The sequence below is a fragment of the Xanthomonas sp. NCPPB 1754 genome (assembly GCF_041475725.2).
GTDB classification, from domain to species: domain Bacteria; phylum Pseudomonadota; class Gammaproteobacteria; order Xanthomonadales; family Xanthomonadaceae; genus Xanthomonas; species Xanthomonas euvesicatoria.
The window spans coordinates 4,806,607-4,822,235 of the sequence record NZ_CM192982.1 but is presented as its reverse complement, the minus strand read 5'-3'; the positions used below and the strand labels follow the sequence as shown (position 1 = coordinate 4,822,235).

Sequence of the window (15,629 nt, the reverse complement as noted above, 5' to 3'; positions counted from 1 at the left end):
TGGACTGTGTCTACTGATGGAAAGCGCGCCATTACGCACTCTTTATGCTCGCGCCCCGGCGCGCGAATAGCTCCTTTATGCCCGCCGGGCCTACCTTGGCACTCCCGCACTGTGGTGCGTTGAGTCGAACACGATGTGTATCCTGATTTTGCGCGGTCCTCAGGCCGATCCGGCACCGTCGGTGACGATGCAGTTGCCTGAGTGTGCTGGCCGTGCGTTGCGCACGTTGGCGTGTGCCGATGTGGATCGCTTGATTGCCGAGCTGCATGCGGCCGGTGGCGATGCCGAGGTGGAGCTGGTGTTGCTGGATTCGGGCGATCTGCCCTTGTCCGAGCGCAGTTGTGCGCGAGCCTTGCGTGCTGCCGTGGACGCGTTGCCTACGCCGTATATCGAGCTGCATACCGATGCCGATCAGGAACTGGAGCCGTGGCTGCATGCGCAGCATGCGCCATTGGCAGTGGTGATCACGCCGCACGATGCGCCGCGTGCATATGCGATGTCGCTCGGCATTGCCGCGCGGTGTCTGCCGCCGATACACGCGCCACTGCGCGTTGCTGCCTGAGGAGGTCGCCATGTCGATCATGATCATGCGTGGGCCGGAGGCGGCCATGCCGCAGGTGCGTGGGCCGCAGCCGTTGCCGCGCGCCGTCATTCGCCAATTGGTGGCGTGTGCCGGGGACGCGGGCAAGACGGTGGCCTTGCGTGCCTGTGGCTCGGAACAGGAACTGCTGGATGCGCTGCGTGTGGCCGGCCAGGCGCGGATGGAGATTGCGCTGATCGATCCGGGCAGCTGCGTGGACAGTACGCGGTTGCATCGCGTGTTGAGCCAATTGCCTTACCCCTATGTCGAAACGCACGACGACAGCGTGGACCGTCCGGAACGCTGCCTGCCGCACGGTTTGGGGCAGTGCATCGCCACGGTGCGTGGCTACTGCGCGCAGAGCTATCTGTTGGGGCTGGAGATCGCGCTGGAACATCTGGGCTGCACGGAGATTCAAGGCGATGTCCACGTCGGGACCTGAGCGGCGCCAGCTGCATTACTTCGCCGATTACGAGGGCTACTGCGATGGTCGGCCGGTGCTATGGGGGCAACTGGCGCATAGCGTGGACGTGCCGGCCGATGGCGAACTGGACGCAGCCGCGCTGGTGAGCGCGCTGCGCCGGCGTGCGGCCGAGGCACACGGCCTGGAAGCAGGGCAGATTCGCCTATGCCAGGTCACGCGGTTGTAGCTGGGAGCTTGGAGCAGCTACAACTGCGTGTGCGCAGCCACCAGCAGCCACTCGGCGGGTGCGGCCTCTGCTCGTCCGGCATGGCCTGTGGACGCTGCGGTTGCTGCACGCCGTCCGTACCCGCCTGGCAACCACTGGCGACGTTTAGTTTGCCGCGCCGTGTTTGGCGGGTGGACGCAGCGTCATAGCTGCAGACGATCCCGCACCGCATTGCGGCTCACGCCGTGCAGCGCCTGCAGCCATACCAGCCCAACAACAATCACTGAAAGACACTGCCGCCCGAAGGCGGCAGTGTCGTGTTGCAGACAGGACGCGTCACTGCCGTCCTGCAGACTCCGCTTACTTGGCTGCTGCGTTGTCCGGCACGAACTTGGTCAGCTGGTTGCCGGTGGCCGCCGTGCCGAAGTTGAAGCGGCCGTAGCCGGCGCCCCAATACAGCGCGCCGTTTGCGATGGCCGGCGAACTGATCACCGAGCCGCTGGCGTTGTAGTTCCACACGGTGGCGCCGGTGTCGGCGTCCAGTGCCACCATATTGCCGGCCATCGAGCCCGCATACAGCAGGTTCGGCGACACCGTCAGCGAGCCCTGGCCGCCCGCCGGCACGGTCGGATTCACCGGGTTGACGCCGGGCACCTTGACCTGCCATTTGATCTGGCCGGTTGCCGCGTCCAGCGCGGCCCACGAACCGCCGTTATGGGTCTGCACGTTCGCCGGCCCCAACGTATAGGTGGCGTTGGAGTTGTTGTTGATGGCCACGTAGATCTGCGACTTGTACGGGTCGAACGCGGTACCCCATTCCACGCCACCGGTGGTGCCGCCGGGGCCGACCTGGGTCGACCAGACCTTGGCGCCGGTCTTGGCGTCGAAGGCCCAGTAGATGCCGCTCTTCTGACCAGCGCCGACCAACTGCTGCAACCTGCCGTTGCGCGGCACGGCAAACAGTTGCACGCCGGCACCGCCAAAGTCGTAATCCGGGCCGGTCAGGTTGGTTGCCTGCGTGTTGGGGCACAGACCGTTGGTCGGCGCCACGATGCAGGACAGGTTCCACGCATCGTACCCCTGTGCACGGTTGGCCCAGATCAATTTGCCGGTATCCAGATTCAACGAAATCACCGAATCGACGTAGTTGTCCGGCGCCATGCAGTTGAGCTCATCCTGCACGGTGAGTTCGCTGCCGCGATAGGAGCGCGCGTTTGAAATGCAGTTACCCACGCCCTGCGGAATGTTGTAGTTGTTGCCGGTGCCGAAATACAGGCGACGGTTGATCGGATCGATGGCCACCTGGCCCCACACCGATGCGCCGGTGTAACCCTCGGGCACGTTGTAGAACTGCCATACCTTCTTGCCGGTGTTCAGATCCACCGCCACCACGCTGCCGCGGAAGCTGAAGGTGTGGTTGGCCGCCAGGTTGCCCCAGTCGCCGGAGGAGACGCCGACGTAGATGCGGTTGCCGTAGATGACCGGCGAGGAGGTGATGCGCGCCTGCGGGTTGGCTTCCACCGTGGTCTTCCACAGCAGCTTGCCGGTCTTCTTGTCCAGCGCCAGCAAGGTGCCGGCGACCTGGTCGCCAACGATGATGCTCTTGGCGCTGATGGCCGGCGTGTTGCGCGTCACCGAGTTGGCGTTGCCGGTGTAATCGGACAGTTTGGCTTGCCAGTTCGGCTTGCCGGTTTGCGTGTCCACGCTATACAGCGTGCCACCCCAGTCGGGCACATACAGGGTGCCGCCTTCGACGCTGGGCGTGGCCGAGATGTCGCCGGTGGTGGTCAGCGTCCACGCCGGTTTGAGCGTCTTGGCGGTGGTGCGATTGATCTTCCACTCGCCCGGTGCGAAACGCGAGTTCAAGTAGCCGCCACCGGCGGTGGTCCAGTTGGTGGGGCTGGCGAAGGGAAGGTCTTGACCGAAGCTGCGCCAGACCTGGCCGGAGCGTGCGAATGCCTCGGTATCCAGGGACGATACCGGCTGTTGCGCGGTGGTGGCGCCAGACTGCGCGAAAGCCACGGCACTGACGAGCAGGCAAGGAACGAGCGTCAAACTGCAAAATCGCAAACGGCGTTTGGGATTGGTCATCACGGCATGTCCTAGATGGAAGGAAGCGCTGGATCCCCCCGGATCTGCTGACCGAACGATGGACGATTGACGTGACTGCGCAACACCTGCGCGGCGCTGCATTCAGACAGCGGTCGGGTCCGTTTGCATCTGGTGCGACCAGCTTGAAAAATTTACGTTCAATCGGTTCGTTATTCGCACCAATCGTGATGATTCATCACTATTTCCTGGGTTGCGATAGAAAAAATGATTGATGCGGGCTTGGCCCAGGATGCGCCGATGACGGCGGTTTGCAAGAAGTAACCAGGAAATGTTGCGCAACCTTGTGTGGTGGGCCTTTGCAACGGATGGACGCGATGGGGAAGGGCGCGAGGAGAACCCGGTGCGCAGCGTCTCCGGTCGATGGCAGCGTCCTGCGGTATGTACCGAATGGGGCGTTTGGGATCGGCGCTGTGGCCGATTGCATTGCGCGTTGCTTGTCGTGCCGCGTGCGGCGGTGGCGGGATGCGCGATGCGGGTGGCCGTACCCTCATCCGTCGCTTCGGGACACCTTCTCCGGCGGGAGAAGGGCATGGCGCGTTGCAGATGCGCGCACTTCGCAGCGGCGTGCGGCCGTGCGGCTGCGCGCTGGATACGCAAGCCAGCGCGACAGCAGATGTTTCGCGCGCTACGCCGTGATGGGTACCACCGATCTGCACTTCGGTAACGCTGCGCGCCGCGCATCGCTGCAGGTATCCATCTCGACACGGAAGCGGCAGCCTCGCGACGCACAACGCACAACGCACAACGCACAACGCACAACGCACAACGCACAACGCACAACGCACGACGCCTAGACGGCACCCACTGCACGCATCACGCAAATGGTCTGCGTCCGCTTACACCCGCTCCGACGCGCGCGAAGCGTGTTGCACTGCAGCGGGATCGATCGCGGCTAGCTGTGCGATCGCATCCTGCACAACCGCTGGCACGCTGGCGTCCACGTCCACCGACACCACGTCCGCTTCGTCCAACGGCAGCTCCAATGTCTGCAGCTGGCTGTCGAGCAATGTGGGTGGCATGAAGTGGCCGGCGCGGTTGCTCAGGCGGGCGGCGATCACGTGCGGGGCCGCATGCAGGAACACAAAGCGCATCGGCACGCCGCTGTTGCGCAGCAGTTGGCGATGCGCGCTGCGCAAACCGGAGAAGGCCAGCACCACCGATTCGCCGGCCTGTACGCAATCGCGCAGCGTGGCCGATAGCAGTTCTACCCACGGCAGGCGCATCGCGTCGGTGAGCGGTTGGCCGGCCGCCATCTGCGCGCGTGCTGCCACGCTGTGGTAGTCGTCGGCATCCAGAAAACGGAAGCGGTAATGCGCTGCCAGCGCGTGTGCAATGGTGGTCTTGCCGCTGCCCGACACGCCCATCACCACGATGGCAAGCGGCGAAGCGGACGCGGGCGTGGCATGTGTGGCGGTGTCCATCACGTCAGGTTATATCTCTGGATCGATTCGGCATTCGAATGGATTTCACGTTGGCGGCAGCCGATGCGTGGTGTAGCGTCGGCGCTCCTCGCCAGGTGCGCGGGCACCCAGCGTAACGGCGTGCTCGGCCTGGTACAACGCATTTGAAGGTGTGTCGATGACGTCATCGCCCGCAACGTCTCCTGCATCGGCGCGCCTGCGCTGGCGCGAAAAGCTGGGCTATGGTGCCGGCGATCTGGGTCTGAATCTGTACTGGGCCAACATCTCGGCGTTCTTGTTGATCTTCTACACCGACACCATGCACCTGCCGGCGGCTGCAGTCGGCAACATGATCCTGTTGACCAAGATCGCCGATGCGATCGCCGACCCGGCGATGGGCGCATTGGCCGACCGCACGCGCAGCCGGCTGGGCAAGTTCCGCCCTTACCTGTTGTGGGGTGCGTTGCCGATGGCCGCTGCCGGCGTGCTTGCCTACACCACGCCGGATCTGGACCAGCATGGGCGTATGTGGTGGGCCACGATCACCTTCCTGGTGATGATGCTGGCCTACACGGTGGTGAGCATTCCGTACTCGGCACTATCCGGCGTGATCACCGCCGACAGCCAGCAGCGCACCGGTCTGATCAGCTTGCGTTTCATCGGTGCATTTGCAGGGACCACGTTGGTCAATTACTTCACGATGGACCTGGTGCGCTGGTTCGGCGCAGGCAACGATGCGCTGGGATGGCAACGCACGATGCTGCTGTATGGCGCAGTGGCGCTGGCGTTGTTCGTCACCGTGGCACTGACCACGCGCGAACGCGTGCAGCCGCCGCCGCAACAACGCACGCCGATTCGTCGCGACATCGCCGACCTGCTGCAGAACAAACCGTGGTGCGTACTGTTCGTGCTGTCGTTGATCATCATGATCACGATCACCATGCGCGGCGGTGCGGGCGTGTACTACCTCAAGTACTACGTACAACGCCCGGATCTGGTCGGCCTGTTTCTGGGCAGCTACTCGGTGGCATTGGGCGTGGGTGCGGCCATCACGCCGCTGCTGACGCGGCGCTGGGACAAGCGCCAGCTGATGTTCTGGCTGATGGTGCTCGTCGGTCTGCTGAGTTGTGCGATGTTTTTCGTGCCGGCCGATGCGGTGTGGGCGGTGTTTGTCTTGAACATGCTGATCGGCCTGGCGCTGGGGCCGAAATCGCCGTTGGCGTTTTCGATGTATGCCGATAGCGCCGACTACACCGAATGGCGCACCGGCCGCCGTGCCACGGCGATGACGTTCGCCGCGGCGACGTTTTCGCAAAAGCTCGGCGGGGCGTTGGCCTCGGCCGGCATTGCCTGGGTGCTGGCTGCAATGGGCTATGTCGCCAATACCGCGCAGTCCACCGGGTCGTTGACCGGCATCGTGCTGTTGCTGACAGTGATTCCAGGCGCGGTTGCGCTGCTGGCGGCCTGGACCATGCGCTTTTATCCGCTGGACGACGGGCTGTTGAACCGCATCCAGCTCGAACTGGCCGCGCGCAAGCGCGACGAACCGGAGCACCCCTGACCGTGTCTGCAACGCCCCCCGCCACGTCCGATGCGCTGTCCAGCCTGATGGCGCCCAGCGCCGATGGTGCGCGCTATGCGCTCTACAGCCCTACTGCAATGCCCAATGCCGGCGGCTTCCTGTGGAACCGCCGCATGATGGTGCAGCTGACCTGCCGCGGTTACGCCACCGGCCAGTTCATGCAGCCGGAGCCCTCGAAATACGCGCATGCGCCGATGCTGGAAGCGCGCAATTTCATGATGCCCGAGCAGCCGTACTACGCGCATCATCCCGGTCGCTTTTTCTATCTCAAGGACGAAGACACCGGCGCGTTGTACTCGGTGCCGCATGAACCGGTGCGCGCGCAGCCGCAAGCGTTTGAATTCTCTGCAGGCAAGCACGATGTGCGCTGGCGGGTGCGCCACGACGACATCGTGGTGGAATTGTGCGTGTCTCTACCCACCGACGATGCGGTGGAGCTGTGGGAATGTCGTGTGCACAACCTGTCCGGGCGCGCACGCAGGCTGAGCCTGTATGCCTATTTCCCGGTCGGCTACATGTCGTGGATGCATCAGTCCGGCGGTTACGAGCCAGCCTTGGGCGGGATCGTCTGCCGTAGCGTGGCGCCGTATCAAAAGGTGGACGATTACTTCCGCCAGCGCGATTTCAAGGACTGCACCTTCCTGCTGCACGAGCAGACGCCAGTGGCCTGGGACGCGCAGCAGATGGCATTCGAAGGCGAGGGCGGGTTGCACGCGCCTTCGGCCGTGCAGGCCGAGCAGCTGGGCAACCACGATGCGCACTACGAAACGCCGGCCGCCGCGTTGCAGTACCGGCTGACACTGGACGCCGATGCGGCCAGCGTGTATCGCTTCGCATTCGGGCCGGCCAAGGATGATGCCGAAATCGCTGCGCTGCGTGCGCGCTATCTCTCCGAAGCCGGTTTCGCCCAGGCGGCGCGTGAATATGCGGAGTATCTGCAGGCCGGTCGTGGCTGCGTGCAGATCGCAACACCCGATGCGGCGCTGGACAATCTGGTCAACCATTGGTTGCCGCGCCAGGTGTTCTATCACGGCGACGTCAATCGCCTGACCACCGATCCGCAGACGCGCAATTATCTGCAGGACCATATGGGCATGGCCTACCTGCAGCCTGCCACCGCACGCGCGGCGCTGTTGCACGCCCTGTCGCAGCAGGAGCCCAGCGGCGCAATGCCGGACGGCATCTTGTTGGTGGAAGGCGCCGAGCTGAAATACATCAACCAGGTGCCGCATACCGATCATTGCGTGTGGTTGCCGATCTTTTTGAGCGCCTATCTGGCCGAAACCGGCGATACCAGCATCCTGGACGCGCTCGTGGAAACCCATGACGGGCAGCGCCTGAGCGTGGCCGAGCGCCTGGATGCGGCCATGCAGTGGCTACTGGATGCGCGCGATGCACGTGGGTTGAGCTTCATCGCGCAGGGCGACTGGTGCGACCCGATGAACATGGTCGGCTGGCGCGGCAAGGGCGTGTCCGGCTGGCTCACCGTGGCCACCGCGTATGCAGTGCGCCTGTGGTCGGAGATCTGCACCGCGCAAGGGCGCAGCGCGCAGGCGCAGGCATTCGGCGAGGCGGTTGCCGTCATCAACGCCGACGCCAACCGTGAGCTGTGGGACGGCAACTGGTACGCGCGCGGCATCACCGACGACGGGGTGCGCTTCGGCATCGCCGACGATGTGGAGGGGCGCATCTATCTCAATCCGCAGAGTTTCGCGCTGCTGGCCGGCACTGCCGATGCACAGCAACGTGCGGCGCTGCTGGAGGCGGTGCGCGAGCAGCTGCACACACCGTATGGCCCGGTGATGCTGGCGCCGGCGTACACGCACATGCGCGATGACGTAGGACGGCTGACCCAGAAGTGGCCGGGCGCGGCGGAAAACGGCGCGGTGTACAACCACGCAGCGGCATTCTATTTGTACAGCCTGTACCAGATTGGCGAGGCCGACCGCGCCTGGGAAATCCTGCGCGCATTGCTGCCGGGGCCGACCCGCGAGGATGTGCTGCAACGCGGCCACCTGCCGGTGTCGCTGCCCAACTACTACCGTGGCGCGTGGCATCAATACCCGCGCACGGCCGGGCGTTCGAGCCAGCTGTTCAACACCGGCACGGTGGCATGGGTGTATCGCTGCGTGCTGGAGGGCTTGTTCGGACTGGTCGGGCAGGGCGATACGCTGGCGATCCGTCCGCAGCTGCCGTCGCATTGGCCGCACGCGCGTGCGAGGCGCCAGTTCCGTGGTGCGGACTTCGACGTCACGCTGACGCGCGAGCCGGGTCGCACCGCGATGGAGGTACTGGTCGATGGCGCGCTCTGTCCGGAGCAGCGCATCGGCAACATCGCGCGCGGGCAGGTGTATCGGGTCGAGGTCCGGTTGCCCGGATGAGTCCGCGGGCCGGTCGCCGCCTCGGCGTTGGCGGCGGCAATGGACGGCTGAAGCGGCTGGAGCGCGCTTGGGACGCCCTCCAGCTGGCTTGCGTCAGCGTGTCGGCGCTGGCCCCAGATAGGAGGCAGGCACCGGCACGGTGCTCAGCACGAGCTTCTCCAGGACGATGTTGTCGTCGATCCTGAAGACCTTGATCGTGTGCCGACCCTTCGCCAACGCGCCCATCTGCGCCGAGACGAACACCGCATTGTCCCGTACCGCGGTTGCCCAGGCTTTTTCGGTGGGCGTGTTCTGTGCCCCGCCGGTCGGGTGCAGCTCCCAATTGACGGTGGTCACCGGACCGTCGTCGATGGAGACGCCGAGGCGGAGCGGCCCGCGGTTGGACGTATCCAGTGTGGGCGCAAGATACAGGCCGAGCGTCGCAGGGCCCGGCGTGGTGACCACCACGTCGTACTCCACTGCGACACGGTCTTCGGCCGTGGTGGCAGGCTGTCCCTGCGGCAGCGCGACCAGGGCGCCTTGCGTTCGTCCCAGCGCGGGGATCGCCGTCCATTGCAGCCCCTTGTTGGCGATGACCCGCGAGAACATGGGCGCTTCGAGCGCAAGCACCCCTGGCGTTTGCGGGGCAGGCGGGGCGAATGCGATCGAGCGCGCGATCCGGTCGGGCGGCGTATCGCCGCCAACGCGGCTGATCGAGGGCATGGACTGTTGGGTCGGGTCGTTCCAGATCACATAGCTCATGTGGACCTGATTCATCATGCCGTCCCATTTGCCGCCGTTGATCGCGTGGTAGCGCTGTGTCAGGGCCTTGTCGCGCTCGAAGGTGGTTTCGACCATGTCGGCGAAGTAATTGGCACGTGCATCGTTGCGAGCGGCCAGGCGCTTGTTCCATGCGGCCGCGTAATAGAGCTGGTACAGATTGGAAACTGCCGCGATCGGGTATTCGATCAACTGGTAATAGGCATCTTGCTGGTCGGCAGGCAGGCTCGCCTTGACGCCGAGCATGCGCTGCTCGAGCGCCTGCCACTGCGCCGCGATTGCGCCGAACTCACCGCCATCCAGCTTGGCCGGCGCACCTTCGCCCAGGGCGAAGCTGTCCTGATCGAGCAATTCCGGCTTTCTCCGCGCAACCAGCATGCTGTAGCGGGTGATCAGCTCTCCGATGCGCGCGGCATGCGCCGCGTCGAACGATTCCTGTGCCCATTGCTGCGGATACGCCGCAAGTGCGCCGGGCGTCATCGCCTCCGGATTCCAGGCCATCTTCAGGAAAAAGCTCAGTGGATATTCCATCGGCTTGATATCGCCGACGTTGACCACCCACAGTTGCCGTGCGCCGCGCCGATAGGCCAGATCCATCTGCTGCCAGATCTTTTCGACCTGATTGGTATTGATCCATTTGTAGTTGCGCGGCACCCCCACATAATCGAAGTGGTAGTACACGCCGTACCCACCGGCGCGCTGCAGGTCGGTGACCGGAAGACGGCGGATCTGGCCCCAGTTGTCGTCGGAAAACAGCAGCGTGACATCGTCGGGCACCTGCATTCCGTGGTCGTAGTAGTCCTGCACTTCCTTGTAGAGCGCCCACACCTGCGGCGTTTGTGCGGCCGGCGCCTTCGTCACATCGGCAATGATGGCGCGCTGGTCAGCCACAACCTGTTCCAGCAAATGGCTGGCCGTGCTCTCGGCCATCGGTTCGTCGCCATCGCCGCGCATGCCGACGGTCACCAGGCTGTCGTAGCGTTGGCCGCCGCCCTTGGACATCATTCGCGCAATGCCGCCCTTCCAGAAGGCGCGCAGGTTGGCGGCATTGCGGGTGTAGTCCCAGGCGCCGCCGCTGTTGGGGATGCTCTTGAGGTGCCACTCCTTCTGCGCGCGCATCATCGGCTCATGATGGGAGGTGCCCATGACGATGCCCATCTGATCGGCCAGCACCATGTTGTTGGGATCATCGACATTGAATGCCTTGCCCCACATCGCCGGCCACAGATAGTTGGCCTTCATGCGCAGGCCCAGCTCGAAGACATGCGCGTACATCTTCGCATTGACGCCACCGAATTTCTTCGTCGCCCAGCCCTTCAAGGCAGGGTCTTCGTCGTTGATGAAGAATCCGCGGTAGCGCACCTTCGGCGCATCGGACACGCTGCCGCGGGTGATGAACAGGTTGGATCGATGCGCCGTTGCGACGTCGGCAAACCAGTACCACGGCGACACGCCAATCTTCTCGGAGACATCGTAGGTACCGAAGACCGCGCCACGGCGATCGGCGCCGACGATGACGAGCGCCCGATCGATCTGCGGCGTGGGGCGATCGACGACAATCTGCGTATACGCCTCCCAGCGTTGCAGCAAGGCGCGCCTGTCGATTTTCCCGGCGGCGATCAGCGTATCGATGATCGGGCTCTGGCCGAGCGTGCCCACGATCACGGCCGTTCCGCGGACGCCTGCCAGATCGGTGCTCACGCCACTGGTGCGGCCGGCAACCCGTTGCAGGTCGGCTGCGAAATTGTCGGCCACCGATCGCACGGCGGAATCGGCCGAGGCATCGACCACGACCGTGGCGGGTACGTCCGAGCGGATGAGCGCAAACGCACCGGCGCTGTCGCGTTCGCACACCGACACCGGCGTGCGACAGGCCCAGGCACCGTCGGCGACGAAAAGGCCGGCCACGATGAGCAGCAGGGATCGCACGCCCGACGGCGCACTAGACGAGATCTGGCTTCTTGCTTGAACGGACATGGGCTCTCCACACATGCGGTGCTGATTTCTGGATGGGTGCGACACACGGATCGACGGCACTGCCAAGCGGCGGGCGCGGCCGATGCACAGCACCGGTCTGCGCCACGCCTGCACGAGGGGTCGCGTTCCATCGCGTGGTGATGAACGCGCAACTGGGTGCGTTGACTGCCGTCGTTGCACTGCAACAGTCGATCGCACTGGCGCAGTGACGCAAGCGATGACCTTGTGCCTGGCATTGCTGTCATGCAAGACGCCATCGAGCAACGAAATGCTTTGGGTACATCGTCCGATTCAAGGTGGACAGACAGTATGTTGTGTTAGCGCTAACATCAAGCCCGCCGGCAAGCCCGGCTGCTCGGTAGACGCTCCGCAGCCCTGCGCAGGTCACGTCTTGCGCGGCCATGGTTTCGCCGAGCGCGGCGATGGTCGCTGTGTGGCTCAACCGTGCCGGCATGTGTGAATGGCCACGGGCGCCGCGCCGGTGGCCGCACACCAACCGCAGATATGCCCCCAGTCCGCGCGGGCATGTTTGCGCAATCTGCGATGCCAATGCCCGGCAAGGCGGGGGGCAGTGCAGGCCACCAAGGTCTTGCGCAGCCCGGCAGGACGCAACGCGCATGCCGATGCACCCACACCGCAGAGCCGCCCGGCCCGGATGCGGCGCCTGCAACGCCGATGTGCGCGACTGCGTAAACTCCACCGCTGGCGCTGCGCCACGTCGGAGGACATGTTGGTCTCGAGCTGGATCCTGCTGCTGGTCTCTCTTGGTTACGCAGCCCTGCTGTTCGGGGTGGCGTGGTGGGGCGACCGCCGCCCGCTGTATCCGGAGCGGCCGTGGCTGCGGCCGGCGGTCTACAGCCTGGCGCTGGCGGTGTATTGCTCGTCGTGGACCTTTTACGGCGCGGTCGGCTCGGCGGTGCGCAATGGCATCGGCTACCTGCCGATCTATCTGGGCCCGCTGCTGTTGCTGCTGTTCGGCTGGCGCATCATCGAGCGCCTGGCGCTGATCGCGCGCGCCGAAAATACCGTGTCCATCGCCGATTTCATCTCCTCGCGCTACGGCCGTTCGCGCCGCCTGGCCGCGTTGGTGGCGGTGATCGCACTGATCGGCATCGTTCCGTACCTGGCGCTGCAATACAAAGCGGTGGCGATGAGCCTGGAAGTGCTGACCGGGCATAGCAGCGCCGGGCGCGGCATCTTCGCCGACCCGGCGTTTTATGTGGCATTGCTGATGGCCCTGTTCGCCACCTTGTTCGGCACCCGCCAGGTCGACGCCACCGAACACCACCGCGGCATGATGCTGGCGATCGCACTGGAGTCGGTGATCAAGCTGGTCGCCATCGTGGCGGTGGGGCTGTTCGCGTGGCTATGGTTGAGCGAGCACCAACTGCATATCGCCGATTCGGCGCGCACGCTGTTCGAGCACACGCCGTCGGTGGGCTTCATTTCGCAGACGCTGCTGAGTTTTCTGGCCGTGATCTGCCTGCCGCGCCAGTTCCATGTGGCGGTGGTCGAATGTTGCGACGTTGGCGATATCCGCCGTGCGCGTTGGTTCTTCGGCGCCTATCTGGTGATCATCTCGGCGATGGTGGTGCCGATCGCTTCGGCAGGCATCGCATTGTTCGGCAAGGGCAGTGCGGTGGTCGACGATGCGGTGGTGCTGGCCCTGCCACTGAGCCAGGGCAACACGGTGCTGGCGCTGGTGGCGTATGTGGGCGGTTTCTCGGCGGCCACCGGCATGGTGATCGTGGCCAGCATCGCGCTGGCCACCATGGTCAGCAACGACCTGGTGATGCCGGTGCTGCTGCGTCGCCGCGGCAGCGCCGATGCGCGCGCGGCGGTGGCCTCGCGCGTGTTGTGGATCCGACGTGTTGCCATCTTGCTGCTGGCGCTCATTGCCTATGGGTATCACCGCAGCGTGGCCAACGACACCACGCTGGCTGCGTACGGGCTGATGGCATTTGCCGCGGTGGCGCAGTTTGCGCCCGGTGTGATCGGCGGGCTGTATTGGCGCGGTGCCAGCCGCAAGGGCGTGGAGACCGGCATGGCGCTCGGCTTCATGACCTGGATCTACACGCTGCTGCTGCCGGCGGCCACGCGCGCCGGCTGGCTGCAGACCGACTGGCTGGTGGACGGGCCCTTCGGTATCGCCTGGCTGCAGCCGCAGCAGCTGTTCGGCATGCGCGGCTGGGACCCGTTGGCGCATGGCACGTTCTGGTCGCTGCTGATCAACGTGGGCGCGATGATGCTGGTCTCTGCGCGCTGGCGTCCCGGCGTGGACGAACGGCTGCGTGCAGCGCCGTTCCTGGATCCGTACGCGCAGCGCCCGGCGGTGGCCGGCGACTGGCCGGGACATGTGCGCGTGGCCGATCTGCAGGCGCTGGCCGAGCGTGTGGTGGGCGAGCGGCACGCGCATCGCGCTTTCGTCGACCAGGCGGTGCTGCTGGAACGCGAGCTGCAGCCCACCGTGGTGGCCGACCGCGCCTGGGTACAGTTCACCGAACGCCTGCTCGCGGCCTCCATCGGCGCCGCCTCCGCGCGCCTGGTGCTGACCAGCCTGTTGCGCGGTTCGGGCATGGAACTGGGCGAAGTGGTGGCAGTGCTGGACGAAGCCGGCCAGGAGCTGCGCTTCAATCGCGAGATCTTGTCCACCACGCTGGAAAACATCAGCGCCGCGGTCAGCGTGGTCGACCCGGACATGCGCCTGACCGCCTGGAACCGGCGTTATCAGCAGTTGTTCGGCTATCCCGATGGCATGTTGTATGTGGGCCGGCCGGTGGCCGATCTGATCCGCTACAACGCCGAGCGCGGCGAACTGGGCGAGGGCGATATCGAAGACCAGATCGATCGGCGTATCCGGCATATGCGCGCCGGCTCGCCGCATGTGTTCGAACGCACCCGCAGCGACGGCAAGGTGATCGAGATGCGTGGCCAGGCGCTGCCGGGCGGTGGCTACGTCACCAGCTACAACGACATCACCGACTACAAGCGCGCCGAACGCGCGTTGCTGGACGCCAACGAAAACCTGGAACAACGCGTGGCCGATCGTTCGCGCGAAGCCGAGCTGGCGCAACAATCCAAGACCCGCTTTCTGGCGGCCATCAGCCATGACGTGTTGCAGCCGCTCAACGCCGCACGCCTGTTCGCCTCGGCCTTGCGCGAGAGCCTTCAGCACAACGAAGAGCAGCGGCATCTGGCCGAACGCGTGGATGCCTCGCTGCGTGCGGCCGAAGAATTGCTCGACGGCTTGCTCGACGTCTCGCGCCTGGATGCCGGTGGATTGCGTCCCACGGTCGAGGATTTCGACGCCAGCGCGCTGATGCACGAGCTGGCCGCGCAATACGCGCCGGTGGCGGCCAGCCGTGGTCTTCAGCTACAGGTGCATGTGCGCCCGATCTGGGTGCGCAGCGACCGCCGCCTGCTGCGCCGGGTGATGCAGAACTTCCTGGCCAATGCGCTGCGCTACACGCGCCAGGGCCGCATCGTGCTGGGCATGCGCGGGCGCGGGCAGCAGGTGGAGCTGCAGGTGTGGGACACCGGCCCTGGCATCCCCGAGCACCACATGCGGCAGATCTTCGAAGAATTCCGCCGCTATCAGCAGCCCTTCGATTGGGGCGAGCAGGGCCTGGGCTTGGGCCTGTCGATTTGCCAACGCATCTCGCGCCTGCTCGACCACGACCTGAGCGCGCGCAGCCAGGTCGGCCGCGGCAGCATGTTCTCGATCCTGTTGCCGCGTGTGGCGCCGGTTCCGGTGGCACCGCTGTTGCCGGTGACGGCCGCACGTGCATCGCCCAGTGGCGATTCGCTGGCCGGCCTGCGCGTGCTGTGCGTGGATAACGACCGCGAAATTCTCGATGGCATGCGCGCGCTGCTCGGTCGCTGGCAGGTGGAGGTGATCACCGCCAGCACCGTGGACCAGGCACTGGAACGTGCGCGCGAACAGCCGGACCTGATGCTGGTGGATTACCACCTGCACGACCGCATGGATGGCCTGGACACGCTCGATGCCGTGCAAGCCGCCGCACCGGCGCCGATCGCCGGCGCCCTGCTCACGGCCGACGGCCGCGACGAACTCAAGCAGCTTGCGCGCGAACGCGGTTACCGGCTGCTGACCAAGCCGGTGAAACCGGCCTCGTTACGCGCGTTCCTGAGCGCCTACCACGATGCAAAGACACGCTGACAGGTGCGACTGCAGCGTAGCAGCGTGCC

Annotated in this window: 9 protein-coding genes; 6 read left to right on the top strand and 3 right to left on the bottom strand. The window is 65.3% G+C overall.

All coding sequences use genetic code 11. The annotated features are described in order from the left end of the window. Positions 1 to 133 precede the first annotated feature (133 nt). The 3 genes from ACCQ15_RS20745 to ACCQ15_RS20735 are packed head-to-tail and all read left to right on the top strand — an operon-like array spanning position 134 to position 1,230. Positions 134 to 562: a hypothetical protein gene (locus ACCQ15_RS20745; protein WP_008571740.1), complete on the top strand. Its 429-nt coding sequence runs from the start codon at positions 134 to 136 to the stop codon at positions 560 to 562. Positions 563 to 572: 10 nt separating this feature from the next. Beyond that, entirely contained in the window at positions 573 to 1,022 is a 450-nt protein-coding gene (locus tag ACCQ15_RS20740; protein WP_031424894.1) for a type II 3-dehydroquinate dehydratase, read from the top strand. Beyond that, the gene (locus ACCQ15_RS20735; protein ID WP_011349060.1) at positions 1,003 to 1,230 is read left to right on the top strand and encodes a hypothetical protein; all 228 of its coding nucleotides are present in this window, start codon (positions 1,003 to 1,005) and stop codon (positions 1,228 to 1,230) included. The genes ACCQ15_RS20740 and ACCQ15_RS20735 overlap by 20 nt, the downstream gene beginning before the upstream one ends. A 339-nt stretch (positions 1,231 to 1,569) precedes the next feature. On the opposite strand, the gene ACCQ15_RS20730 is transcribed toward ACCQ15_RS20735, so the two are convergent. Then, positions 1,570 to 3,300, bottom strand: a complete 1,731-nt coding sequence (locus ACCQ15_RS20730) for an outer membrane protein assembly factor BamB family protein (RefSeq protein WP_372381020.1) — start codon at positions 3,298 to 3,300, stop codon at positions 1,570 to 1,572. A gap of 857 nt (positions 3,301 to 4,157) precedes the next feature. Continuing rightward, positions 4,158 to 4,742, bottom strand: a complete 585-nt coding sequence (locus tag ACCQ15_RS20725) for a gluconokinase (RefSeq protein ID WP_008571736.1) — start codon at positions 4,740 to 4,742, stop codon at positions 4,158 to 4,160. Between the two features lie 157 nt (positions 4,743 to 4,899). Here ACCQ15_RS20725 and ACCQ15_RS20720 point away from each other — a divergent pair, with 157 nt between their 5' ends. Together ACCQ15_RS20720 and ACCQ15_RS20715 are read left to right on the top strand one after the other, a co-directional pair. Further along, the gene (locus ACCQ15_RS20720) at positions 4,900 to 6,282 is read left to right on the top strand and encodes an MFS transporter (RefSeq protein WP_372381019.1); all 1,383 of its coding nucleotides are present in this window, start codon (positions 4,900 to 4,902) and stop codon (positions 6,280 to 6,282) included. A 2-nt stretch (positions 6,283 to 6,284) separates the two neighbouring features. Then, positions 6,285 to 8,684, top strand: coding sequence for a GH36-type glycosyl hydrolase domain-containing protein (locus ACCQ15_RS20715; protein ID WP_277575402.1), 2,400 nt, complete (start codon positions 6,285 to 6,287; stop codon positions 8,682 to 8,684). 93 nt (positions 8,685 to 8,777) lie between these two features. Here ACCQ15_RS20715 and ACCQ15_RS20710 read toward each other — a convergent pair whose 3' ends face one another. After that, complete coding sequence (locus ACCQ15_RS20710) at positions 8,778 to 11,420, bottom strand: glycosyl hydrolase 115 family protein (protein WP_372381018.1); 2,643 nt, start codon at positions 11,418 to 11,420, stop codon at positions 8,778 to 8,780. A 727-nt stretch (positions 11,421 to 12,147) separates the two neighbouring features. Here ACCQ15_RS20710 and ACCQ15_RS20705 point away from each other — a divergent pair. Beyond that, positions 12,148 to 15,600: a NahK/ErcS family hybrid sensor histidine kinase/response regulator gene (locus tag ACCQ15_RS20705; RefSeq protein WP_372381017.1), complete on the top strand. Its 3,453-nt coding sequence runs from the start codon at positions 12,148 to 12,150 to the stop codon at positions 15,598 to 15,600. Positions 15,601 to 15,629: the final 29 nt, after the last annotated feature.